This is a genomic window from Psychrobacter sp. Cmf 22.2 (genome assembly GCF_001921745.1).
Taxonomy (GTDB): Bacteria; Pseudomonadota; Gammaproteobacteria; order Pseudomonadales; family Moraxellaceae; genus Psychrobacter.
The window spans coordinates 393063-418797 of the sequence record NZ_MRYA01000003.1; the positions used below are offsets into that span (position 1 = coordinate 393063).

Genomic DNA, 25735 nt, shown 5'->3' on the forward strand with positions numbered 1-25735 from the left:
CCCCCTACATGCCTAGCACTGAGGCAGACACTATCGCTGTTGATCCATCTACAACGCCCGATGAGCTGACGTATCACAGTATTATTAATTCAGCAAATGAGATACTGGTCGGTTTTTTTGAGCGTATACCGCATTTTGTAGCGTCAATTATCGTTGTCCTAATTTTTTGGTTTTTATCGATAATCTTCAAAAAAATCGTTCATAAACTATTGGGTAGTCGGAGTCGACATCAAAATCTGGTCAAGGTGTTTCAGCGGGTAGGCGGGGCACTGATTATTTTTATCGGCTTTATGATTGCGATGGTGATTGCGGTGCCAGGGTTTACGCCCGCCAAGCTGATTGGCGCACTCGGTATTGGCTCGGTGGCGATTGGTTTTGCGTTTAAAGATATTTTCCAAAACTTACTATCTGGTATCTTGCTGCTGCTCTCAGAACCATTTCGTATCGGTGATCAGATTGTCTCAGGCGATTATGAAGGGACCGTTGAGGATATTAAGATTCGTGCAACGACCATTAAGACTTACGACGGTCGGCAAGTGGTCATTCCAAACTCAGATCTTTATACATCAGCATTGACTGTCAATACAGCGTATAAGCAGCGCCGCCTGCAAGTGGCAGTCGGTATCGGCTATGAAGACGATATCGAGACGGCCAAAGCAGAGATTATACAAGCGCTAGATAAGGTAGAGAGCGTATCAACTAAGGCTAAGCCGAGCGTCATTGCAACCGGCTTTGGAGGCTCATCCATAGATCTGATGGTACGCTGGTTTATCGAAGATGGTACTCAAGCAAACAAAGTCGCCTCAATTCATCAAGTTATCGTCGAGATCAAGACAGCGCTGGATGCAGCAGATATCAATATTCCTTTCCCAATAAGGACGATAGATTTAAGCGATCCTTCAGTCAAAGCCATCGTCAATAGATTAAATGAACATCAAGCTGTTGATACCGATAAAGCAGCGAAATAGTTTGATTACAGCAAGGCCTCTGCTTTGGCCGCAATGTTTGTCTATGATGAGTAGTCTTTGCCTATGACTAAAAGAACCATTGCCCTTGGAGTCATGAAACTTAGCGTGGCTCAAAAAGAAGACCACAGTGCTTTAGATGCCTTAACTAAAGCAGCTATGGTTGAGTTTAATCAAGTTGTCCAAAATACGCTGGATATTGAGGTGTCGTCGTTTTCCTTTACAGGGCATAGCCTTACTCCTAGTAAGCAAGGCTACCAAGCCCTCGACTTTGTACAGATCGGTATCAACGAAAAGACTGAACGCAAACTGGCCTTTTTGCTTATCATTACAGATGTGGAGATTGCCGCCGCATCGATGTCCTACCTTCTTGCGCTGCCATCCCAGCTCACGAACGTGGCTGTGATCTCCACGCGCCGCTTGGTCGATCATGGAGAGGAAAAGCTTTTACAAAAAGGGCTTCGTACCGAGCGACTTACCACGCTAATGCTGCATTGCTTTGGGCGACTGCTCAATCTAAGCTATACAAAAGAGCCAACCAACTATCTGGCGCACGTGGAGATGTCAGGCGATCTTGACGCCATGCGGCATTTCACAGTGACTCAGCAGCAGCAGATGGTCAAAAATTTGCCGCAAGAAGCCAATGATCGTTACTCTAGGGGCAGTAAACTCACCTTTATCATACGTCACATCTTAGGCAACCTTCCTCGAATTTATCGCGGCGCTATCAGAGCCAAACCGTTACGCATCACCACCAAGCTGCCAACCATGATCGCAACAGCGCTCTCAGTGATTATTGTCCTTATATTTGGCGGAGAGACGTGGGATTTTGCAGCCTCAGTTTCCTATGGACAGCTGACAGTCTTTGTAATTACAAGTTTTTTGGCAGCCAGCTTTGTGCTCTACCGAGCTTTTTCTTTTCGGCTGATTGCAACAAGGCGGGGACAAACGTCAGAGAGTTCAGTGGTCACAGCGGCAGCCACCTATTTGGCACTGGTGCTGACCTTGATTTGTCTGTTTTTTATGTTTGGCGTGTTGATGTACGGTGTGGTGGTCTTTGTATTTCCGGATACGCTAATGAGCACGTGGACTTCTGATAAAGACGGCGCTACCTTTGCCGCCCATATGCGACTGGCCGCCTTTTTGGCAGCGGTGGGAGTGCTGTCAGGCTCGCTTGGTGGGTCGGCAGATTCTCGCTCTGTGGTACGCAACGTATTGTTTGCCGCTGACGAAACCTAGGAAATGACCGCACTGCTGACCCTTATACTTAATGAATCATAATAGCCAACAGCGCATTATTATTTATGGTTGAAACCATTTTAGTCGTCTTTTTTGACTCTAAAGTCTGTATGACATGATTTACAGCTTTCCCCAACTTGTCCAAAAGCAGGCTTAACGTCATCGACGCTAGTGGCAGTTTGCGCAGCAGCACTTAACTCAGCGGTCGCTTGTTGAAAGTTGTCGGCTTCCGCACGAAAACCATCGACGTTACTCCAGACAGCTTCAGTGGCATTACCTGTGGCTTCCTGGTTCTCAAAATGATCCCAAGGGTTTACCGCGTCTTCTGCCAAGAATGCCGCTTGTTCTTTAAATATTTCTGTATCAAAGGTATCAGGAGCCTTGACCATATCACCCATCACGCCCATTGCATCACCCCAGCTTTTCATGCTGTCTTGACGAGCTTTGACATCAGGATCCACAGAATTGCTACAGGCGCTTAGACCTAAGGCTGCTGCCATCAATGTGATACCAAAGACTGATTTTAATGATTTATTCGTTTGAGCTTTTAGCATATGTATAACTCCTCTATGTATAACTATAAATAAGCCTGCAATCGTATGCCAGCTTTTGGGTTGTATTGACAGAATCTGCTGTCTAAATTTTATTATTTGTTGTGAGTAATTATTATTAAAGGATAATTACTGTCTTAAATGTAACCGTGATGACTATGAATGAGGTAGGTCACTTACGTACAATTTTGTAACTTTGCGTAACATTTTGACTACCTAACTCATTCAAAAAAAGAGCGCTGAGACAGTCGTCGTCAAGACTACAAGCTATAAGTAGGTTTACGTGCCCGATAATGCAAGCCAATCTCGCGGTTTTAGATAAAAATTGGTTAGCTCAAACTCTGATGTGCCTTCGATAGGTTCAAAACGGTAATGCCAGCTGGCAAGAGGCGGCATGCTCACCAAGATAGACTCGATACGTCCATTACTTTGAAGTCCAAACAAAGTACCGCGATCATAGACAAGGTTGTACTCGACATAGCGACCGCGACGATACAGTTGGAACTCACGCTGTTCATCAGTATAAGGGGTATCTTTACGTTGCTCAAAAATAGGCATGATACCTTCAAGGTAACCATTACCTACCGCTTTCATAAAGTCAAAGCAGGTCTCAAAATCCCAGCCACGACTCTCAGTATTGACGTCATCATAAAATAGACCGCCAATACCGCGCTGCTCATCTCGATGACGCAAATGAAAGTACTCATCACACCACTGTTTAAAGTCAGGATAGACGCTGTCACCAAAGGGCGCACACAGATCATGACAAACTTGATGCCAATGAACACAGTCGGCCAATACAGGGTAGAACGGCGTCAAATCAAAACCGCCCCCAAACCACCAAATAGGGTCTTCGCCTGCAGCTTCTGCAACGAACAAGCGCACGTTAGCATGGCTGGTAGGGACGTTTGGGTTTTTGGGATGTACGACTAGAGATACACCCATTGCTTGCGCTTTGCGACCAGCAATATCAGGGTGACGAGCAGTTGCTGAAGCTGGCAGGTTATGAACGTGGATATGACTAAACATAACACCGGCTTTTTCGATGACCTTGCCATCTGCTAAAACGCACGAACGTCCGCCGCCGCCTTCTGAGCGCTCCCAATCATCAGGAACAAAGGTTGCATCGCCGCCACCGTCGCGCTCTTGCGCTTCTAATGCTTGACAAATACGCGCTTGCAAATCAACCAAGAACTCACGTACACGCGCGATGTCATCGGAGGTTGGCGTGGTTTGGTCGCCTTTAGCGTCAGTGGTCTGTTTGGGGGTATTGTTTAGATTAGGAATGCTCATAAAAATTTCTATCACTATAGCCGTTGGTAAAGATTTTTGATGACAAGTTTATTTATTAAGATGAGCTTTGGTATAAAACTCTTTATCAAGCAGATGACCCATACGGTCACGTTTGGTTGCCAAATAATCAGCGTTGCTTTCATTGACGCCTACCAATAACGGCACCCGCTCGACGACCTTGATACCGTTGTCCGTTAAATAAGACACCTTGTCAGGGTTGTTGGTAATAAGACGAACTTCATCAACGCCTACATGAGCGAGCATAGGGCTACACATATCGTAGATGCGTGCGTCAGCAGGTAGTCCTAACATAAGATTGGCATCTAGGGTATCATGGCCTTGATCTTGCAGAGCATAGGCACGGATTTTGTTGGTCAAACCAATACCGCGACCTTCTTGACGCAAGTATAAAATAGCACCGTAGCCAGTTGCTTGTATTGCTTCCATAGCAGCGTTAAGCTGTGGTCCACAATCGCATTTTAACGAGCCAAAAGCGTCGCCTGTCAAGCATTCCGAATGGATGCGAACTAGGGGCGTTGGATGATCTGCTGACTTTGCATGAGGTTCTATAGAGTGTGTCTGCGTCGCGTTTTTTTCTAACAATGGGTTTACCACTGGCAGACCGACGCTAAGCATCACATGCTCTTGACCGTCTTCATTTTCAAACACATGAAGATCAAATTCACCGTGACGAGTGGGTAATTTTGCGCTGGTAATAAATTGATATGACATTGATGTCCTGCATAGGCCGATCATCGTGGCGGTAGATAGTATGATGGTCATAGTCGTAACGACTATGTGTCGAACAGCAGGATAAGCAAGCTGTATGTTTGCAAAACCCATGCTTATGATAACTATAACTATCTGGTTATCATTGTATAATGTTCATGATGACAATATCTTCAACGTGTTTGTGAGAAAAACACACAAAGTTCACAGACGACGCACGATGATTAAAGCGACAGTTTAAAAAAAATGCTATTATGCCATACTATTTTAACGGATACAGTGACAAGTCTTTGTCCTTACATTACTGTATCGTCATTTGTGCATAGTATGCAATATACGGTTATTGGCTTACTATTGTCATAGTTACTGTTATTTTATCGCTATGATAACGGTACATTTAAGCAAAGCATGTAAATGATTTCATGTAAATACTAATAAACAATGACGATGCGCTAAGCATATCGCAATCTATAAGTAATAGCAGTATATATTACCTAGCTATTGTAGATGGTTTCATAACACCGTATCAATATGATAGCGGTGTATGACGATATAGTAAGATGGCGCCTTGTCAGCAGCTTGGTAGGTATCGTACGATTTATGCAGCAGTCACCTTATTTTTTACAGTCTCAGTCAGCATCTGCGTCACCTCATACGTCGCTATCTACGCCATTGGCTACCGATTCTGCTGCACACCCATCAGGCTTGCAACAGACTTTTATGCAGATACCGCGCACGCGTCCTTGTACGCCGCTGCTTGATACGATAGATGCACCAGCAGATATCAAAGCCCTCAGCACTGAGCAGTTAATTGTGTTGGTCGATGAGCTGCGCTTGTTTTTATTGTATTCTGCGGGTCAAAGTGGCGGACATTTTGGTGCAAATCTGGGTGTGGTTGAGCTGACTATCGCTCTGCATTACTTGCTTAATACGCCCCAAGATCAGATTGTCTGGGATGTAGGTCATCAAGCGTATGCGCACAAAGTCCTTACTGGCCGACGCGATAAGATTAGTAGTATACGTGCTAAAGATGGTCTGACTGCGTTCCCTGAGCGGGCTGAATCTGTCTACGATACTTTTGGTGTGGGACATTCATCGACGTCTATCTCCGCAGGCTTGGGTATGAGCTTAGCACTACGTTACCAAGGGCGACCGCAGACGGTTGCCTGTGTGATTGGTGATGGGGCAATGACTGGCGGTATGGCTTTTGAGGCCATGAATGATGCTGTGCAACAAGATGCTGATCTATTGGTCATCTTAAATGATAATGATATGTCGATATCTTGCTCTATTGGTGGGTTTTCACGTCATTTAGCCATGCTCTGGGAGTCAGGTTATCAAGTTGATATCTCAGCTACAGGTGCACCAGTGCTGCGTCACCGCCCAAACATGCAAGCGTTTGATCGACGTAAACGTCATAGTGAACAACGTGATGTACCGCAGTTAGAAGACAATTTATTTAAAGCCATTGGTTTTACGTATTTTGGACCCTTTGATGGCCACAATATCCCTGAGCTATTGCGGGTATTGTCACTTGCCAAACAGGTAAAAGGGCCAGTATTGGTCCATATTTATACGACTAAAGGCAAAGGTTTTGCACCCGCTGAGGCCGATCCTGTCGGTTATCACGCCATTAGCAAATTACCTGCTGAAGACATAGTCGCCTGTGACTTTGTCAAAGAAAAAGCGACTATTGAAAGTAAAGCTGCCGAAGATAAGCTTGCTAAACTAAAGTACTCGCAAGTATTTGGGCAGTTTTTGTGTGATAAGGCGGCACAAGATAATAAGTTATTAGCAATCACTCCAGCGATGGAAGAGGGTTCTGGGATGATTGACTTTGCTCGTCAGTTCCCAGAGCGATTTTTTGATGTGGCGATTGCTGAGCAGCATGCGGTGACACTTGCAGGAGGCATGGCAACGCAAGGCGTCAAGCCCATTGTTGCGATATACTCCACCTTTTTGCAGCGTGGTTATGATCAGCTTATTCACGACATTGCACTACAAAATCTCGATGTGACGTTCGCAATCGATCGAGCCGGTCTTGTTGGAGAAGATGGTGCAACCCATGCCGGCGTATTTGATTTGGCTTTTCTGCGCTGCGTGCCCAATATGCTTATCGCGGCGCCAAAAGATGAAAACGAGTGTTATCATCTACTTAATACATGCTATGAGTATCAAGGTAGTACAGCAGTTCGTTATCCCCGTGGAACTGGAACTGGTGCGATGGTAAGCCGTCCGGCACAGAACTATAAGATAGGTCAAGCTGTGGTAGAGACCGTATTAGGAAATACCAGCGCTACTAATAAGCTTGCGTTATTGGCCTTTGGTACGATGGTTGCGACTGCTAAGCAAGCGGCCAAGATGTTGACAGCTGATGGTGCGACAAGCGATTGCCAAGTGCAAGTCGTCAATATGCGCTGGGTAAAGCCACTAGATACCAATTTGCTTGAGACGTTGATTGAGCAAGGTGTGACTCATATTGCGACATTAGAAGAGCATATGGTCATGGGCGGAGCAGGTAGCGCTGTCAACGAGTATTTGCTCAATGCGTCTGCTGCATTTGCTATTAGTCGTCCAGCTATTTGTAATATTGGTATTCCTGATCGTTTTATTGCCCATGGCTCACAAGCAGAACAATTGGCGGATTGTGGTTTAGACGCTCATGGCGTGGTCACACAGTTACAGCGTTTATTGACTTAGCTCAAAGCATGATAGTTTGGCGTAACACCTGCTTGCCGTAGGTGCTAATTTTTTTACAGCTTGCATGATTTTTGATGGTAGCCATTAGCCATGGTAAGCCGAGTATTTATCATTTTTGTGTTTGATTTTGATTTTTTAGTATGTTTCGGTCAGTCTGTTTAAGACCGTATAAGAGAGGTATAGGATGGCAGACAATTGATATGCCACCCTGTGCAAGTAATAGTAATATCTGTAGTCTTCATTCATTTTATTTATTCAACAAGTAGATAGGTTATTTATGGAACCCATGGTCGTCATCGCAGCGCGTACTGCCGAAAAAGTCGGTGCAGAGATTTTACACGCGCATCAAAATCGTCACAAAATTGAGTTTGATACTGAGTCAAAAGGTATCGATGGCTTAGTGACACGCATCGATCGCTATAGTGAAGAACTCACTATCGAGACCCTCAAAAGCAATTACCCAAACCATTCGTTTTTGGGTGAAGAGTTTGGTATGCAAGAAGGCCGCGGTGAAGATGCAGATTGGTGCTGGATTATTGATCCTTTAGATGGCACCAAAAACTTCGTTCACGGAGTGCCGCAGTTTTGTGTGTCAATCGCTGTGCAGCACAAAGGCGTTACCCAGCACGGTGTGGTCTATGACCCTGTTCGTGATGAGATGTTCTCTGCTAGCCGCGGTAAGGGCGCGCGCCTAAACCAGCGCCGTATCAACGTAAGCGAGCGTAAGACCATCGATGGTGGGCTGTTTACGACTGGTCATCCGCTTGAGCGTCATCGTAATGGCGAAGTCATCTCTTATGCCAAAGAGCATTTTGAAAGCTTACAAAAAGTATCTGAGGCAGGTGGACAAATGCGTCGTTTGGGTTCGGCAGCACTTGATTTATGCTATGTGGCAGCAGGGCGCTTTGATGGTTATTTTGAGATGTCTATTAAGCCATGGGATATCGCAGCAGGTGAGCTTATCGTATCAGAGGCACGCGGCGTTGTGGTTGATCATACAGGCGCACATAACTCTATGAAGTCAGGTTCTATCTTTGCTTGCAACGTCAAACTATTAAAGCCGTTGATGCAAATAGTGGTACCAACATGGCGTGACGCTATATAGGATTTTGTACAGATAAGACTGTACTTAAAAAGTTATGTTTAAAAAGTTGAAAAAGCTGACTCTGTGATGGAGTCAGCTTTTTTCGTTATAATTTTATAAGATGAAATCGTTACTGTTATTTGTTATTCACGTAGTCCCAGCTGTTTTTCTTTGCTCACGTTTTCTAGTACAGCAAGCTCTTCTTCAATCAAGCCCAGCATATCTTGTACATGTGGCAACAGCTTGCTACAAGCGGTAATACAGAACTCTACTTTGTCTAAATAGCTGGCAAGAGTGATATTCATAGCCTGACCATCTAATATAATGGAAGCTGGGTACAAGGCTTTGAGCGGTGCGCCGTTCCAGTACAAAGGTTTTTTGGCACCAGGTACGTTAGAGATAATAAGGTTAAAAGCTTGTTTTTTGGGAAATATCCCTGTTAATAAATTGATACCTTCCCAAGCATAAGCGATGGCACTATAGTTGATTACCTGTGCTTGATTCATGCGCCGAAACCGACGTTTTCCGCTATTCATACTGCCATTAATCAGCTGTAGTCGACGTATGGGGTCATCTAAATGGGTGCCCAAATTTGCCAAAACAAATGAGATTTGATTGCCAGTGGCACTATCATCGCTGCGTAATGACATCGGTACAAAAGCAATCAAGGGTTTGTTGGGTAACGCATCGAGCTTTAGTAAATAACGCCGTATGGCTCCAGAGCAGACGGCAAGTATCACATCGTTCATACTGACATCGAGTTTGTCGGCGATGTCATCAAAGCGCTGCATGTCATAAGATTGCGCTGCGATACGCCGTGAGGCAGAGATACGCTGATTTAATATGCTCATGGGAGCATCAAAAGTGCCAACATAATCGTCTTTGCCATGATGCTTAAAGTTATCCAATAGTTCGGTAAATACGGGCTTAATGGTAGATAATTGCTCTTTTATAATGCGAGTCACAGAGCGCCCAGTGGGTAACAGAGCATCTACTTGATTACGATGGCGTGCCATTAGTGACCATACTGGCAACGTCATAGGTTCGTTTGGTGACTGCGAGAGCGACTTTTGGATCAGACGCATGGCAGCGATACCATCGACCAATGAGTGATGAATCTTAAAGTATAGAGCGAAGCGCTCAGGACTATCGTCAGTTTCTGGTTGGATGCCCTCAATGACGTGGCATTCCCATAATGGCATGGCACGATCAAGTAAGCGCCCATGCTCTTTTGAGACGTACATCAGTAGCTCACGGACGCGGGAAGGTCTTGGCAGGGCGACATGACGAAAGTGATGCTCAACATCAAAATCTTCATCTTGCTTCCAAAATAACAACCGCTCAAGTACCTGATTGAACGGAAAGCTTGGAGGTACTTGAGAGGTTTGCATTTGTCTGACCAACTGATAAACAAAATCACCCTCTGCATTTTGCGCATCGACTGGCAGTTCAAACAAAAACAGTCCACCCACATGCATAGGCTGTTTACGTGACTCAAGAAGTAAAAATAACTGATCAACTGCCGTCAGTAATCGCATGGGGTGTCCTTTAGGGTCAATGAGTAAGGTCAATGAGCTGCGTATGACAAGTAGCCTGTCGGCACATCGATATGAACAGCGGTTAAGTTAAGTATATAATCGACTGGGTATCAAAACCATTTTATTGGAAAAAGTAACCAGTTTGTGGCGAGCTGGCTTGTGCCATCTTACGCATGGGCATCCGTCCTGCCAAAAACGCCTCACGACCTGCCCAAATAGCGTGTTTCATAGCATGAGCCATCATTACTGGGTTTTGAGCATTGGCAATCGCTGAGTTCATGAGTACACCGTCACAACCAAGCTCCATGGCAATAGCCGCATCAGAAGCGGTACCAACGCCAGCATCAACCAATACTGGTACCTTAGCGTTTTCTATGATAAGGCTGAGCGTATGACGGTTGAGGAGTCCAAGACCAGAACCAATAAGGCTGCCAAGCGGCATAATCGCCACACAGCCCATACTCTCTAATTCTTGCGCGACAATAGGATCGTCTGATGTATATACCATTACCTCAAAACCATCATCGATCAGCACTTTTGCCGCTTTTAAAGTCTCCATAATATTAGGGTACAAACTGTTTTCGTCACCCAATACTTCAAGCTTGACCAGATTATGACCACCCAATAGCTCACGTGCAAGTTTGCAAGTTCGAATCGCTGTCTCAGCATCAAAGCAACCGGCAGTATTGGGTAAAATGGTATATTTATCGGGCGAAATCACATCTAACAAGTTCGGCTCATCACTGTTTTGACCAATATTGGTACGACGAATAGCGACGGTGACTATTTCGGCCGCTGAGGCTGCAATAGCGGTTCCGGTCTCAGCCATATCTTTATATTTACCAGTGCCGACCAGTAGGCGTGATGAAAATGTGCGACTACCAACAGTAAAGGTATCTTGAACAAGGGGAGTATTTTCAGTAGTAGTTTGAGTCGTGGCTTGAGACATATCTGAAATCCTAATAACGGGCGGACTATAAAAGACAAAAGGCGTAAGCGACACTAATACAAGTAGTACAAAGTTAGCATCGAGAGATGATAATAATAAACGCTTATCGAGACGTAAAACGACGTAAAAGCTTTGTTAATGATATAAAACAAAATGTTATTATAACAAACTCATAAGCGCTTACCGATAAACTTTACTTAGTTTAATCATTTAAGTCTAAGACATTTATGTTAGATACTGCCTACTTTTTAAAGACGTTAGCGCCTTTATTAAAGAGGCCAAGCACTTATTATTTGTTTCTTACCCACTCTATTTTTATCAGGTCGTTTTTATGATGCAACTGCCGTACAGTTTTGCAAAACGCCATCAGCTCTTAATCGTTTTAGCGATGGATGCTGAGCTGCCACCGACGTTGGTATTGACCAAAGCCACACCGCTTTCTGCCATCAATGAAGCTGTGCGATTTTTGCAGCAGCAAGGCGTACGCGGTATGCCTGTTTATGACAGCATCAGCTCGGATGAGTTTGAAAAACGTCTGAATGCAGCTTACGCAGGCAATACGGGTGAATCCCAGCATATCGCCGCCGGTCTTGAAGATCATCCAGATCTGGACAGCTTAGCAGATAGTGTGCCTGAGACCGAAGATTTGATGGATCAGCAAGATGACGCGCCTATTATACGACTCATCAACGCGCTATTATCAGAAGCGATTCGTCTTAATGCTTCAGATATCCATATCGAGACTTTTGAGAAGCGTCTGGTTGTCCGTTTTCGGGTGGATGGGGAACTCAAAGAAATCATTACGCCCAAACGTCAATTGGCTCCGCTTTTGGTCTCACGGATCAAGGTCATGGCCAAACTCGACATCGCAGAAAAACGTGTGCCACAAGATGGGCGTATCAGTTTACGGCTAGCAGGGCGTGAGGTCGATGTGCGGGTATCAACGTTGCCTTCAAGTTTTGGGGAACGCGTGGTCATGCGTTTGTTAGATAAGCAAGCAGGCCGCCTCAATATGACTTATCTTGGGCTTGCAGACAATGACTATACTGAGCTTAAACGCTTAATTCATCGTCCGCATGGCATTATTTTGGTGACAGGTCCTACGGGTTCAGGTAAGACGACGACCCTATATGCTGCATTGACTGACTTAAACGATCAGACACGTAATATCTTAACGGCTGAAGATCCTATCGAATTTCAGCTTGATGGTATTGGACAAACCCAAGTGAATAATAAAGTAGATATGACTTTTGCCACCAGTCTGCGCGCGATGTTACGTCAAGATCCAGATGTGGTCATGGTTGGTGAAATTCGAGATATTGAAACTGCTGAGATTGCAGTACAAGCGTCATTAACAGGGCATTTGGTGTTATCAACATTGCATACCAATACTGCTATCGGTGCGGTGACTCGCTTGCAAGATATGGGGGTAGAGCCGTTCTTATTATCGTCTTCACTCATTGGCGTAGTCGCGCAGCGCTTAGTACGTACCCTTTGTTCGCATTGTCATACGTGGCAAACTGCAGATAGTGAGCAAGCAAAGCTGTTTTCTGAGATTGGTATTGAAACCGATTCTAAAGATTCAGTGACGACAGCAATCAAGCTACCAAAGCCCGTTGGCTGTGACAAGTGCAATCAGTCTGGGTTTAAAGGACGAACAGCGATATATGAAGTCGTACCAATTGATGATACGTTAAGACGTATGATTCATAGTAATACTGCGGAGTATGAGCTTGAGTCTTATGCTCGTCAAAAGACTCCATCGATTCGTGCTGACGGTTTGCATAAAGTAATAGCAGGACAGACGACATTAGAAGAAGTACTACGAGTAACCAAAGAAAGCGCCCTAACTGAGGACGCTATCATTGTGTAATTGGGGCTATTATTTTGCTGCCATACATTCAACTTCAACGCTAGCACCTGCGGCCAAGTCTTTGACACCAAATGCTGAGCGCACAGGGTAGGGTTTGGCAAGTTTGGCTTTATAGACTTCATTGAACGCGTTAAAGTCGTTCATATCAGTCAGCATCGCCATACATTTGATAAGGTCAGACTTTTGATAGCCATATTGTAGCAATACGTCGTTGATATTGTCTAACGTTTGCGCGGCTTCGGCTTTGATACCACCTTCTACCAGTTTGCCATCTTTAAAACCAATTTGTCCTGACATATATAAGGTGTCACCAACTCGAACAGCACTAGAGAAAGGATAGTCACCGCCATCACCTAAAAAGACAGGTTTAGACTTGGTCATAGTAGCTGCGTTGGTAGTTGCTGCCGGAGCAGCATTTGCACTAACGGCCAGTCCAAATGAGCAAGCACCCACAAAAAATGCCTTGGATAGGCAGCTGACAAATTGATTGGTAAGTTTGGACATTATTGACTCCTTATTACTGATTATTTACGTTATCGTTTACTGGTTATTTACTATTAATAGAAGATAGGTTTTCAGTTTCAGTTTCAGTTTCAGTTTCAGTTTCAGTTTTGTTGTCAGCGTCAGTTGCTTTATCAAAAAATTTGCCTTGGCGACGTGCTTCTAATTCAGCCTTAGGTATCCATGCCCATGTCATCTCAACCGTAATGGGATCACGCACGCTGTCAGACTCGCGATCGTTGATGACGCATGGGATGACCATCTCGCCTTTGGGTGTATCTAAAATTTCTGAACGCTGTTCATCACTTAAAGTAGCGACCGCTGCTACTTGACCTTTTTTAAGCGGTCGATAAAAATTTACAGAATAAGATTTGATCAACAGCACACGATCTGAGGGTAGGTTTAACCCTAAGATAAAGCCTGTGGCAGTCTCAGCAAGTAGCGTAACAGCGACCGCATGAATAGAGCCAATATGGTTTTGTACAGGTTTATTATTGTGTAAGCTGACCACCACTTGATTGGGCTCTACGGTTTCGTAGTAGACGCCAGTGGTACCTACATAAGGCACGACTTTACCAAAGGCTTTGGATAAAATAGTCGAGCGTGCACCAGCAGGTAAATACTTGGTAATAGATAAAAGCTTGGTAAATTGATTGTTTACTGGCTTAAGCGAACTAGGAGTCGATGGCGTGTTTGTTTGAGAGGTTAGCGCGTCAGATATTTTTTCGGGCAACTTAGCTGGTATCTTGGTCGATAATTTATTGGGTAGCTTATTTAACAATCCTGACATACAAAGTTCCTCAAATTAATCTGTTTGGGCATTTTTGGATAATGAATAAAGCAATACAAGTAAAGCTGCGTCATGAGTTGTCATACTGTTATCTTGCAACTGCCTAATACTTGCATCTCATTAATATTAGTACCATAAACCACCACGCACACAAAATAGTAGTAACGTAACCGGTGGAGAGTTGCAAACCAAAAACCTATTGTTTTTATCAATTGTTTTTAATATTGAGTTAAGTTATGAATGACAGACCCATTAGCGAGCCTACCAATATTATTTATACGGGCGTCGCAGGTACAGGCAAGACTTATCGCTTGTTACAAATCGCCAAAGAGTATACGCATTATTTGCCCATCACGGATGGCAATGAGCTGTTGTCGCAGTTGCTCTTTGAGCTTAGCTGGCGCGATGTGGTGTGTCTGATATTTTTGGACTTTAAAGCACAGCAAAAAGATTTAGTAAAAGTACCTGAAGTCGTCAATCATGAGTTTTTTATCGCTAAGGCGGCACAAAATGCACGTGAAAAAAACCTAAGCAATACAGCATGGTCAGTGCTACAAATGCACAGTTCGGCCAGCTCAAAAACAGTGACCTATAAAAACCGCGCAAGCCAAGCTTACTTTGATAAAGATGAAAGCGGGGCATGGCACCTACTGCCAGAGAGTATGACGTTATTGACTCAGTTATCGCAGCAGCTAGGCGAGTTTCGACAAGCGCAACAAGACAATCAGTCTGTACAAAAGCAGCGCTATAGTATGGTCAGCTTTCATCAAGCCTATGGCTATGAAGAGTTTGTCGAAGGTATTCGCCCGGTGATGAGCGGTGATGAACCAAGAGGGCAGGGTGCTCAAATCAATCGCCAAACAAGCGAACAAGGGACTAGCAATCAGATGCGCTACGACATCCAAGACGGGGCCTTTTTAAAGCTTTGTAAGCGCGCTGCTAATGATCCTGAACATCGTTATGCCATGCTCATCGACGAAATCAACCGTGCCAATGTCTCCCGAGTATTTGGCGAGCTGCTTAGTCTGATCGAGCCTGACAAGCGCAGCGGGCAACCAAACGCGATGCAAGTAAATTTGGCTTATTCTGGGCGAGTCTTTAGCGTGCCTGCCAATGTCGATATTTATGCAACAATGAATACGCAGGATCACTCGTTAGCGCCGCTTGATATGGCACTACGACGTCGCTTTCGCTTTATCGACTGTCCACCGCAGCCTGAATTGCTGCCCATTATTCGCGTTTTAGATCCTACAGATGCGCATCAACGCTCAGATAAGCATGAGTCATCAGCAGAGGTGGATTTGGCCAAGCTATTAAGAGGGCTGAACCAGCGTATCACGCAAACGTTGGGACAAGAGGCGCAACTTGGTCATGCCTTTTTATACTCGGTAAGGAGTTTAGCGCAGCTACGAACAGTATTAGTAGAACAGATTATTCCACAACTGGCACAAGCTGTTGGCGGGCAAGTGTCTTTATTACAGTATCTATTTAATGATGAGCAGCGGCCAGTAACATCGCAGTTTATTCATGACAGTCAACGCAGTCTGTCTCAATCGTCAACTAGAGACCATCAAAACCCTATGTTTGCTGAACAAAATGCGTTTGTAGGCTCAATGATGGCATCTGCTAGCTATACTATCAATCCAGAGCTTCTGACGCAGACTGGCGAGTTTGCCAAACCTTATGTCTATCAACGTCTGTATTAATTTTAATGAAACATATATCAATAAACAGTCATTATTATAGCGCTGGATGCTCAGCTTCAAAGGCATCTTCTGACTCAAATACAGCGGGTCACGCTACTATGAGCGTGTTTGAACATCAACGCTTGGTTGCAGAGGACTTTATTGATGTCGATGATTTTACTTGGCTGCTTGCGCAAGAATTTACGGTATTTACCATTAAGCGCCAACGCGGACAATGGCAGCTCAAAGTGGGTCACTATATCGGTATTATTTTGCTGCCAAGCGGCATTACGCTTGAGATACTGCCCAAAGTAGCGGCAGTCACGCAAAAAAACACCCTTACCCAAAGCGATGAACTCATGCGGACACGTCAATGGGTACAAATGATGCTGACTGATTTGATGACTATACCTAATAGACATCACAAGCTGCCGCACACCAAAACCTTAGGCCAGCTCAGTCAGCATCTCACGCCACTATCGACACAAACGCCGCCACTGTCACAATGGCTCATCAGACAGTTTTTGCAGCTATTGTCCGATTATCAGCCAACCAAGCAGTATCAAACACAAAGCCAAAACCAGTCAATGCTACAAGGTAAGCTACTCGTTAAAGAGCAGCTAAAGCGTAATAGCTATCAGCCTCATAAGTTTGTCTGTGAGGTAAACCAACTAAGCACCGATATGCTGGTCAATCGTCTGATAAAAAGTGCTTTGGTTTTTCTTGAGCAGCTGGTAGGCGCGTCTCAAGCCTATCAACCACAGTCTATGTCGTTGTCCGCCGCGTTACTGTCTAAGCTGGTGTGCTGGCGACAGATTACTGTGCTTAGCCACTACGAGCGGCAAAGACTGAGTTCTCTTTATCAGATGGCAAAGCAGCAGCTAACCTTACAGCCATTGTCTCGGTTGCAGCGGCACTCTGTAGATAAACTATTAGATCTGGCGTATTGGCTACTTCAAATGCAGTACTCAACTTTGCCTACAGGTAATGGTGTTAACTACAAAGGTGAACAGTTAAGCCTATGTTTACTGATTAATATGAACCAAGCTTTTGAGCAGTGGGCAAGCTTGCGTCTTACGCAGCTGTTTGAGCAGTCTACCAGTATCAACCAGCCTATTTACCAAACATTTACTCAGCAAAAAGATGTATGGCTTCGAGATGCTACAGGGCAGACATGTCTGTCTATACAGCCAGATTTATTGATTTATAATACAGCTACCGAAGCAAATAGCCAAAAGCAGCACACCAGTAAGGCGAATGCTAACACCACTCACTGTAGTCACGTCATTGATATCAAATGGAAGGCACTGACTCATGCGCGTGATATTAGCGCTACTGATGCGTATCAGCTGATCAGTTATGCTCAAGCTTACCAAGCTAAGCAAGTTTGGCTGGTCTATCCGGTCATGGATGACACCACTCAACCAGTCGCACTTCAGCAGTCTATTGACTCTATAGAGTCGAACCACGCGACACTATGGGTCATGCCTTTTAATGTTACGACTGGAACGCTTAATAAAACTACTTTGAGCGCCTAAAAAATTTAGGCGATTAAAAGCAAATATTATGCAGATATCTGTGCAAACAATTCGTTGATAAAGAACTTAGTCAAAATTGATGAAAATAATTAAAAATAGGTGTTGACACTACCGACTATAAGTCTTAATATATGCACCTCGATAGCGAGGAACATTAACAAGTTAGCGGTACTGCCAATAACGAGTTAAGTGACAAAACTAGCGAGATAATAGAGAATATCGGAGTGTGGCGCAGTTTGGTAGCGCATCTGGTTTGGGACCAGAGGGTCGTAGGTTCGAATCCTATCACTCCGACCATCTATTTTAAGAGCCTTACAGGCTTTTTTTTATGTATAATAGTTTTGTTCGTAGCATTACGAATTATACTTAATACGTAAAAGCCCTTAAGAGCGCCTGTAGCTCAGTTGGATAGAGCACCTGCCTTCTAAGTAGGTGGTCGCAGGTTCGAGCCCTGCCAGGCGCGCCATTTAGCCTGCAAATCTTGCCTTCCTTGGCAATAGTTATGGCGGTTGTAGCTCAGTTGGTAGAGCCCCGGGTTGTGATCTCGGTTGTCGTGGGTTCGAGTCCCATCAGTCGCCCCAATTTTTATTTGATATATCTGCTTTTACATACATAAATTGCCCTCGTTGGCATTTTTTTTCGTCTGCGTTTTTCTTTCCTATCTTTTTATTCATTTTATAGCTATTTTTTGTAAGCTTGATAACTTTATTTGGCTTAGTACCTATCTTTTATCTGGTTTCTAAAAAAATGCCCATACTGTCTTCTACGCATTTATTGTTAATTTTAGCGAAATAACCCCCATTATTAAGCAGTATCCTAAATCTACACTTAAGAAACAGTATCTTTCTGATTAATACTATGTATATTAATAGTCTATACAAAGAATATTGTCTCGCTGCTATCAGTATAAAATGTGTGTAGCGTGCGTATAACTTTAATAGCAGTCCACAGTAAACGATTTTTCTTGTGTATTGTCTCTTAGGTAGTTTATTTTGCAGAGCCCGGCTTAGCTGCCGTAAGTTGCCATACATTATTGAGGAAATTGTTAATGGACGCACTTAGTATGTTATTACAGAATGTGCATTTGTTTGAAACAAATTACTATCGTTTAAATGGTAGGGGTAATTGGTCATATTCTATTGATAGAAAAGATACGATTTTATTTTATCTTGTGTTATCGGGTAGTTTTTGTATCGATGTCGGCAGTGAGATACGAGAGGCAAAGACTGGCGATACCATTATGATCTCAAACGCCTATAAACATGTCAGCTATGCACTCAATCATCATGGTGATAACACCAAACCTCTAGATGAGATGCTCAATGATTCTGAAAGCCATGTTATAGATCTTAATGGAGAAGGTGAGATCAATGCATGTTTGATCTTGATCGAATGTCGATACGAAAAAGAGATGACGCAACCACTACTGTCAGTACTACCCACGATATTGCCTGAGCTTACTGAGATGTCTGATGGTCGATTCGGCGTTATTGATGTAGAGGTTAAGCTGTTGACCTTGGAGTCTGAGCATGAGCGTATGGGTAAGACAGCAGTCATCAACCATTGGGCCAGTATTATGATGATTGAGTGTCTGCGTACCTATATTGAGAGTTTACCTGAGGCGACAGATAATTGGCTTAAAGCGCTAAAAGATCCATTTTTGTCAAAAGCATTGGTAGCGATGCATTATGCACCAGATCGAAACTGGACGATTCATAAACTTGCTGAGGTCGCAGGAATGTCGCGCTCAAGCTTTGCCCAGCGGTTTAAAGATGTAGTTGGAATGCCGCCTCTGACATATTTGATTGATTACCGTTTGCGCTTGGCAGCACGTTATCTACGTTTGCAGCAAAACAGCATCAGCCGTATTAGTGAGCTAGTAGGGTATGCGTCAGACTCAACCTTTAGTCAAGCCTTTAAGCGCGTTTATGGTGTATCACCAAAAGCTTATCGTCAGCAGTATCAACGTAAACTGACAGCGTAAGTATTTTATAAGCGCCCATCTTTAAAAAGTCAGATAAAGAGCGGCCGTAACACTGACAACCAAAGTACGTTCAGGTACTATATAATAATCAGTAGTCCAAACGCAGTCACTACGATATTTGGCTATTTATTACCTTTAGTTATGACATTTAAATAAATAGCTTAGATATATGATTATGATACTGAAGACCACATTTATTTTTTGCTGGTGATGGTACATTATGACCCAAACGACTTTTAACAACATCCTACAATCTACTGCTATAAGTAGCGATAGTAGCGCCTCCATCCCTGATGGTAAAAGTAGCCATGAGGCTGTGTCATCGTTACAAGAACCGATGGCGACTGATAAAGCGGCGCTGCTTGCTCTTTTTACACCATCATCTTCTCAGACATCTGCTATTCACGCGACTGAGACCTCAGAGTCTAGTGTGGCTGAGCTGCGCTTAGCACTTTATCGCACGCAGCATGAGCGAACACGCTTGCTGTACTTGGCGCCTGCAGATATACGTCCAACTTATCTGGTACAGACATTGAAGAGTCAGTTTGCAGAGTACCAGCAGTATAAGCTTGCGCAGCAGCTCGATAAACGTGGCCTGCTCGATGTCACTCCGCTTGAGCGCATGTGGCAGCAGTTGCACGTGGTCGATGATATCATCGCTGATATTGTACGTCATATGCCAGCACAGCAACCGGCAGGGTGGCAGCTGACTGCTCAAGATGGTCACAATCCGCTGAGACTTGCGACTGTCGGTAAGCTAAAACACCCCAAGCCTATTGAGGATCAAGCCAGCCTAAATAGCTATGTGCTTGGACATTTTGGGGTGAGTAGTTTTACTTATGACCGTGGATATTATATCGGTCATGTGGTTGGTTACTTATTTAGCTGTTATTTTTGTGCCCATTTATCTATTAGCTACGGTGTCACGGCGCTTGGCGAGCAAGTGGTTGAAGGATATGACTATGCTAGCCTCGAGACCCCTTATATGGTACGTTTATTACAAGGCCTAGACAGCTATTGTAAAAAGCGTATTTATCAATTGGCGGTCATTTGCGCACGACTCAGCGTTTATGCGTCTGATAAACGTATCGAAAAGATGCTTATCGCTGAGGTCAATGATTTTGATAAAAAGCTACAGCAACAGCATTTAGATGTATTGCTATTACAAGGAATGATGCCTGAGAGTAACGACTCTACGCCACTTTTTTAAATACATGACTTCCCAATTCTTTTTTTATCAACTGCCTTAGGATATTCGCTGCTATGCCTGCTTATCATTATAAAGCGCTTGATGACCAAGGCGGTATCCAAAAAGGATTATTAGAAGGCGACTCTGCACGGCAAATACGTCAGCAAATTCGCGACAAGCAGTGGACACCGGTAGAAGTCAATGCCGTCAATGACAAACAAGGTCGACAGCGAAGTCGTTATAAAAAGCCGTCTGCTTATGAGTTAGCGCTATTAACCCGTCAGCTCTCAGTCCTGCTAGCAGCTGGTATTCCACTCGAAGAAACCCTAGCAGCTGTCGCCAAGCAATCTCCCAAAACCCATATCAAATCTCTTATGCTGGCAGTACGCTCGCACGTTTTAGAAGGCTTAAGTTTTGCCCGTGCGTTACAGCAAGCGGCAAGCTTTCCGCCTCTATATATTGCCACTATCGCGGCTGGTGAAAAGTCAGGTCATCTTGATCTGATTCTTAATCAGCTGGCCGATTACACTGAAAATCGCTTTGCCTTACAAAAGAAAATCCAAGGTGCGATGGTATATCCTATTGTGCTGATGGTCATGGCAATCAGTGTGATTATGGGGCTGATGAGCTTTGTTGTACCCAAGATTGTCAAAGTGTTCGAGCAGTCTGAGCAAGCACTGCCCCTGATAACTCAGGTAGTACTTACGCTGTCCAATGCTATTACCCAGTGGTGGTGGTTGATGCTACTAATATTAATAAGTAGCGCTTTTTTGTTTTATCGGTTTGCGCAAACGCAGGCAGGCAAGCTTGCTATCGATAGCATCGTCCTTCGGTTGCCGATATTGGCGCGTCTCTCTAAAGGACTCAATGCTGCACGCTTTGCAAGCACACTGTCGATATTGGTGCGCTCAGGTGTGCCATTGATTGAAGCTTTGCATATCGGTGCTGCGGTCACAACCAACCTACACATTAAACAAACTATTATCACTGCTGCCGATCGAGTAACAGAAGGCGCAAGTTTGTCCAGCCAGCTTGAAAAAACCTCTTATTTTCCACCGATGATGGTACAGATGATCAAGAGCGGTGAAAACTCGGGCGAGCTTGAAAGTATGCTTAGTCGCGCAGCCAATATGCAAGAGGCGGAAGCGACTAACTTTATTAGCACTTTGCTATCGTTATTAGAGCCGCTAATGCTAGTATTGATGGGAGTTGTAGTGATGATTATTGTGATGGCAGTCATGCTACCGATTGTGAATATGAACGACTTGGCAGGTTAGTTCGGGCGGTTTACTATTTGACCGTATCACTTTAACCTTACAGCAGGTTTCTTAAGTTTTGCTTACTGTTGTATATTAATCAATGATAGGCAAATACACTGTCGTTCATTGATTCTTTGGGCTATAGTGACTTTTATAAACAGTGACGTTTATACATATATAGAGGTTTATGTACTTATAAGTAGGGACAGCGATAATCCAAAACTTAAAATCAAAATTTAAAATCAAAGTGCGCTAGTAGATAAATGTACAATCATAGTCTATAGTGACAATCGTCTTGATATTTATGTATAACGGTAATGATAAAAGCGATGATTATGATTGATAAAACCTCAACCAATGCGACAAAGCAGTTTTTTATGAAAAGCAGACAATCTCATTTAGATATAAGAGATACAAACATCGTCAATAGTCGGACAGCATTGAGCCGTAGTCAATCAGGCTTTACGCTTATCGAAATTATGGTCGTGATTGTCATTCTAGCCATTTTGGCAGGATTAGTCGTGCCAAAAGTCGTAGGGCAAAGCGATAAAGCGCGTGTCAAAACGACAGAGACCGCACTAGCGACTGTATCCAATACGCTTGATATGTATAAAGTAGATAACTCGCGCTATCCAACGACCGCGCAGGGCCTAGAAGCTTTAAGCACGCCACCTGCCGAAGCAAAGAATTATCCTGAAGGCGGCTATATTAAAGGCGGCTATCCGACCGATGGTTGGGAAAACGAGTTACAGTATGTCTCTCCTGGCAGTGAAGGTCGTCCTTACGATTTGTTTTCGTTGGGTGCAGATGGACAACAAGGCGGCGAAGGTCAAGATGCTGATATCTATGCAAAACTATAAGTAGAGGTATCAGCGTACTCAGTATTAACGACCAGCAATGGATAACTGGATCGTAACTATTATCAACCAATAAGTCATTATTGGTTGATATTTTTTATCAATACGTGAAACTTATGCCATCAGTGATTAAAAGCAATAAAGGTAGTTATTCATGACAATTAAAATGCCAATAATAAAATCAGTTGCGTTACACAAACATCATTCTAAAAAGTCTAATGCGCTTGCACTTGCTATCATGAGCACCTCAGTGATGATGGGTTCTTCAATGATTGCTATGACTGCTCAGGCGGCAAGTTTAGGTGAGCTGTTTGGTAATAACAGTGCTACAAAGTCGAAGTTTTTACCAGTGGATAAAGCTTTCCAAGTTGATAGCATTACCAATGCAACATCCAAGGGCACGCGTTTATCCATCACCTTTGATATCACGCCAGGTCATTACGTTTACAAAAACCAGCTTACTTTAAACTTTCCTAAAGGAATAAGCGCAACGCCGTTTACGTTTAATCAATCTCCAGTCTCAATCGATGATCCAACTTTTGGTAGGGTTCCTGTATTTACCCAAAAGCATATGATAGCGACGACGACACTGACGACCAATAATGGTAAAGGGGCAAAGAATGCACCGCTCGTGATCGGTTGGCAGGGCTGCGCCAAAGCTGGACTATGCTATCCGCCAGAGAAAATCAAAACCACGGTTGATATCGCAGCACAACGCAAGTAAATATCGATTGAGTCGATGTCAGTATTAGTAATCAATAGGCAGTCCTTTATGTCCATTAAGACACTAGAAAAACCTCCATCCACCTCTACAAGTCATCCTACCAAAAAGTCTTATCTGTTGGCATTTGCTTTAAGCAGTAGCTCATTGCTGACAGGGTTGCTACCTACTGGGTTGGTCGCTACTGGACTGACCGCCACATCCATGACCGCTCAAGCTGTTAGCTTGGGTGATTTGTTTGGTAATAATAAAAGCTCAGCGAAGCCAAAGTTCTTGCCAGTCGATCAAGCGTTTCAGGTGGGTAGTGTCAGCAAGCCTGTCGCGACAGGGACGCAGTTGTCGATCACCTTCGACATCACGCCTGAACACTATGTCTATAAAGATAAAATAAAGCTAACTTTACCTACTGGTGTGACTGCCGCACCATTTACTTTTAGTCAGACTGCTGTTTTTATTGATGATCCCACCTTTGGTCGTGTGCCAGTATTTGATCAAGCCAATATGGTAGCGACCACGACGCTAAGTAGTACGAGTGGCAAAAGCGTGGACGATGCAGCAGTGGTTATTGGCTGGCAAGGGTGCGCTAAAGCGGGACTGTGTTACCCACCTGAAAAGATCAATACTACTGTCAATATTGCTGCGACTACCCCGCAGACTGCAGCGAGTGACAATAGTACGTCTTCTCAAGATCAGACGACAGACTCTACCGTCAAAGCTGCTATGAGTGCTGCAACGACAGCAGACGCGGCGAATGCAACTAACCCGGACAATGCTACATCTATAGCAGAGCAAGTAGAGACAGATGATGAGGTGATTGACTATGCCTTGATAGATGAGGGTGCTTTAGATGACGAGCTTACAACCAATACGATTTCTGGAGCAGATACCAATGTCATCGGTGGCGGTACGGTCGATAGCAATACGACCAATAGCAACACGACCAGCGGCGCTACTGTCAACGAGAATGGTTTAGTCGATACTGACCCGTTTGGTCTAGCATCGCATCCATGGTTGGCATTAGGTTTGTTGTTTTTAGCAGGCTTAGGTTTGGCACTGACACCCTGTGTGCTGCCGATGCTACCTATCGTTGCTAACATCGTCGCTCGCGAGAAAAACCCTACTGTCAAAAAAGGTGTGATATTGACCACCAGTTATGCCATTGGAGTCGCTACTGCCTATGGTATCTTAGGTGCGGTCATCGCGGTGTTTGGTGAGTCATTAGGCATTATCGGTTGGCTACAAAACCCCATTATCTTGATTAGCTTTGCTATCATCTTTGTACTGTTAGGGCTATATATGCTGGGCGTATTTACTATTCGTCTGCCACGAGCCATCAGTAGTAAGCTGCAAGGCTTGAGTCAGGCGGGTGATAGTAAGCTTGGTAGTACGGGAGGTAGCCTCGTTGCTGGGTTTTTATCCGCACTAGTCGTATCGCCTTGTGTGTCCGCGCCACTATTTGGTGCCTTGCTTGCAGTTTCGACTATTGGTAGTCCGCTGCTTGGTTTTATCGCCTTATTTATGCTTGGTTTTGGTTTGTCAGCGCCGCTTATTTTGATTGGTGCCACTCAAGGCAAAATCATACCGAAGGCTGGCGAGTGGATGAACTGGGTCAAGCAAGGCTTTGCGTTATTGTTGTTTGCAGTGGCGCTACTATTGATTGAGCGAGTATTTGTATCTCCCATAATGCTGCTAGTATGGGCGTTATGGTTTATGGTGGTGGCGACATGGGCTTGGAGCTGGCTGGGCCGTGGTCGGATGCTTACTCAAGCGCTTGGCTTGGTGACTGGTATCTGGGCTGCCTGCTTGGTCATTGGGGCGGCATTAGGCAATGATGACAGTCTACATCCATTGGCGTCACTAAGTGCTGCGCCAACGATGGTACAGTCAGCGACTGGCCAAGCGGTTAGTAATGATAATGCAAACGATGAGCATGTCACGACGCTTGCACAGTTAGATGCAATCACTGCCAAAACGCCCAAAGCCATCGTGGATGTGACGGCTGATTGGTGTGTCGAATGCCGGATTATGGATAAAAACTTATTCCATAGTCGCCCAGCGCAGATGCAAGATTGGCAACTGGTCAGGCTTGATATCACTGAAACTACCCCAGACTCCAAAGCAATCTTAGCACGCTACCAGCTATTTGGTCCGCCAGCGTTATTGTATTATCGAGATGGTCAACTGGTAAACCAGCAGGTTGGCGAAATTGGACGCTCAGAGTTTGAAGAGACATTAACAGTGCTAAACCAATAACACTGCATCAGTAAGAGTCAACATTATCAAAGAGTCA

20 protein-coding genes and 3 tRNA genes are annotated in these 25735 nt (G+C 44.3%); 16 read left to right on the forward strand and 7 right to left on the reverse strand.

What is annotated here, in order from left to right; genetic code table 11:
- Positions 1-8: 8 nt before the first annotated feature.
- Positions 9-968, forward strand: coding sequence for a mechanosensitive ion channel family protein (locus BTV98_RS08480; protein WP_058367989.1), 960 nt, complete (start codon positions 9-11; stop codon positions 966-968).
- A gap of 63 nt (positions 969-1031) precedes the next feature.
- Positions 1032-2204, forward strand: a complete 1173-nt coding sequence (locus BTV98_RS08485; protein ID WP_143505708.1) for a hypothetical protein — start codon at positions 1032-1034, stop codon at positions 2202-2204.
- Positions 2205-2284: 80 nt separating this feature from the next.
- On the opposite strand, the gene BTV98_RS08490 is transcribed toward BTV98_RS08485, so the two are convergent.
- The 3 genes from BTV98_RS08490 to ribA form a co-directional block, all read right to left on the reverse strand.
- Complete coding sequence (locus tag BTV98_RS08490) at positions 2285-2758, reverse strand: cytochrome c (RefSeq protein ID WP_058367991.1); 474 nt, start codon at positions 2756-2758, stop codon at positions 2285-2287.
- Between the two features lie 276 nt (positions 2759-3034).
- Positions 3035-4048: an oxygen-dependent coproporphyrinogen oxidase gene (gene hemF, locus BTV98_RS08495; RefSeq protein WP_058367992.1), complete on the reverse strand. Its 1014-nt coding sequence runs from the start codon at positions 4046-4048 to the stop codon at positions 3035-3037.
- Positions 4049-4096: 48 nt separating this feature from the next.
- Complete coding sequence (gene ribA, locus BTV98_RS08500; RefSeq protein WP_058367993.1) at positions 4097-4780, reverse strand: GTP cyclohydrolase II; 684 nt, start codon at positions 4778-4780, stop codon at positions 4097-4099.
- Between the two features lie 597 nt (positions 4781-5377).
- Between ribA and dxs the strand changes: the two genes are divergently transcribed.
- Positions 5378-7477: a 1-deoxy-D-xylulose-5-phosphate synthase gene (dxs, locus tag BTV98_RS08505; RefSeq protein ID WP_082637945.1), complete on the forward strand. Its 2100-nt coding sequence runs from the start codon at positions 5378-5380 to the stop codon at positions 7475-7477.
- Between the two features lie 277 nt (positions 7478-7754).
- Complete coding sequence (locus tag BTV98_RS08510) at positions 7755-8582, forward strand: inositol monophosphatase family protein (protein WP_058367994.1); 828 nt, start codon at positions 7755-7757, stop codon at positions 8580-8582.
- A gap of 122 nt (positions 8583-8704) precedes the next feature.
- Here the strand turns inward: BTV98_RS08510 and BTV98_RS08515 are convergent, their stop codons facing one another.
- Both BTV98_RS08515 and BTV98_RS08520 read right to left on the reverse strand, forming a co-directional pair.
- A complete protein-coding gene (locus BTV98_RS08515; RefSeq protein ID WP_058367995.1) occupies positions 8705-10099 on the reverse strand; it encodes a wax ester/triacylglycerol synthase family O-acyltransferase in 1395 nt (464 codons plus the stop codon).
- A gap of 121 nt (positions 10100-10220) precedes the next feature.
- Positions 10221-11048, reverse strand: coding sequence for a thiazole synthase (locus BTV98_RS08520; RefSeq protein WP_058367996.1), 828 nt, complete (start codon positions 11046-11048; stop codon positions 10221-10223).
- A 331-nt stretch (positions 11049-11379) separates the two neighbouring features.
- Here BTV98_RS08520 and gspE point away from each other — a divergent pair, with 331 nt between their 5' ends.
- Positions 11380-12921 carry a type II secretion system ATPase GspE gene (gene gspE / locus BTV98_RS08525; RefSeq protein WP_058367997.1) on the forward strand — a complete coding sequence of 514 codons (1542 nt, stop codon included), beginning with the start codon at positions 11380-11382 and terminating at the stop codon, positions 12919-12921.
- A 9-nt stretch (positions 12922-12930) separates the two neighbouring features.
- Here the strand turns inward: gspE and BTV98_RS08530 are convergent, their stop codons facing one another.
- Positions 12931-13425, reverse strand: a complete 495-nt coding sequence (locus BTV98_RS08530; RefSeq protein ID WP_058367998.1) for a RidA family protein — start codon at positions 13423-13425, stop codon at positions 12931-12933.
- Positions 13426-13468: 43 nt separating this feature from the next.
- Complete coding sequence (locus BTV98_RS08535) at positions 13469-14212, reverse strand: DUF4442 domain-containing protein (protein WP_075103387.1); 744 nt, start codon at positions 14210-14212, stop codon at positions 13469-13471.
- 236 nt (positions 14213-14448) lie between these two features.
- Between BTV98_RS08535 and BTV98_RS08540 the strand changes: the two genes are divergently transcribed.
- From BTV98_RS08540 to BTV98_RS08590, 11 genes are all read left to right on the forward strand, one after another.
- Positions 14449-15918, forward strand: a complete 1470-nt coding sequence (locus BTV98_RS08540; RefSeq protein WP_058367999.1) for an McrB family protein — start codon at positions 14449-14451, stop codon at positions 15916-15918.
- A gap of 98 nt (positions 15919-16016) precedes the next feature.
- Entirely contained in the window at positions 16017-17435 is a 1419-nt protein-coding gene (locus BTV98_RS08545) for an McrC family protein (protein ID WP_058368000.1), read from the forward strand.
- A 220-nt stretch (positions 17436-17655) separates the two neighbouring features.
- Positions 17656-17732: transfer RNA gene (locus tag BTV98_RS08550), tRNA-Pro, on the forward strand.
- Between the two features lie 92 nt (positions 17733-17824).
- Positions 17825-17901 (forward strand) — tRNA-Arg (locus BTV98_RS08555).
- 39 nt (positions 17902-17940) lie between these two features.
- Positions 17941-18016: transfer RNA gene (locus BTV98_RS08560), tRNA-His, on the forward strand.
- Positions 18017-18483: 467 nt separating this feature from the next.
- Complete coding sequence (locus BTV98_RS08565) at positions 18484-19419, forward strand: AraC family transcriptional regulator (RefSeq protein WP_058368001.1); 936 nt, start codon at positions 18484-18486, stop codon at positions 19417-19419.
- A gap of 220 nt (positions 19420-19639) precedes the next feature.
- Complete coding sequence (locus BTV98_RS08570) at positions 19640-20629, forward strand: hypothetical protein (RefSeq protein WP_058368002.1); 990 nt, start codon at positions 19640-19642, stop codon at positions 20627-20629.
- Positions 20630-20682: 53 nt separating this feature from the next.
- The gene (gene gspF / locus BTV98_RS08575; protein WP_058368003.1) at positions 20683-21885 is read left to right on the forward strand and encodes a type II secretion system inner membrane protein GspF; all 1203 of its coding nucleotides are present in this window, start codon (positions 20683-20685) and stop codon (positions 21883-21885) included.
- Positions 21886-22202: 317 nt separating this feature from the next.
- The gene (gene gspG, locus BTV98_RS08580) at positions 22203-22727 is read left to right on the forward strand and encodes a type II secretion system major pseudopilin GspG (RefSeq protein WP_227511682.1); all 525 of its coding nucleotides are present in this window, start codon (positions 22203-22205) and stop codon (positions 22725-22727) included.
- A gap of 151 nt (positions 22728-22878) precedes the next feature.
- The gene (locus BTV98_RS08585; protein ID WP_058368004.1) at positions 22879-23448 is read left to right on the forward strand and encodes a protein-disulfide reductase DsbD domain-containing protein; all 570 of its coding nucleotides are present in this window, start codon (positions 22879-22881) and stop codon (positions 23446-23448) included.
- Positions 23449-23496: 48 nt separating this feature from the next.
- Complete coding sequence (locus tag BTV98_RS08590) at positions 23497-25698, forward strand: protein-disulfide reductase DsbD domain-containing protein (protein WP_058368005.1); 2202 nt, start codon at positions 23497-23499, stop codon at positions 25696-25698.
- Positions 25699-25735: the final 37 nt, after the last annotated feature.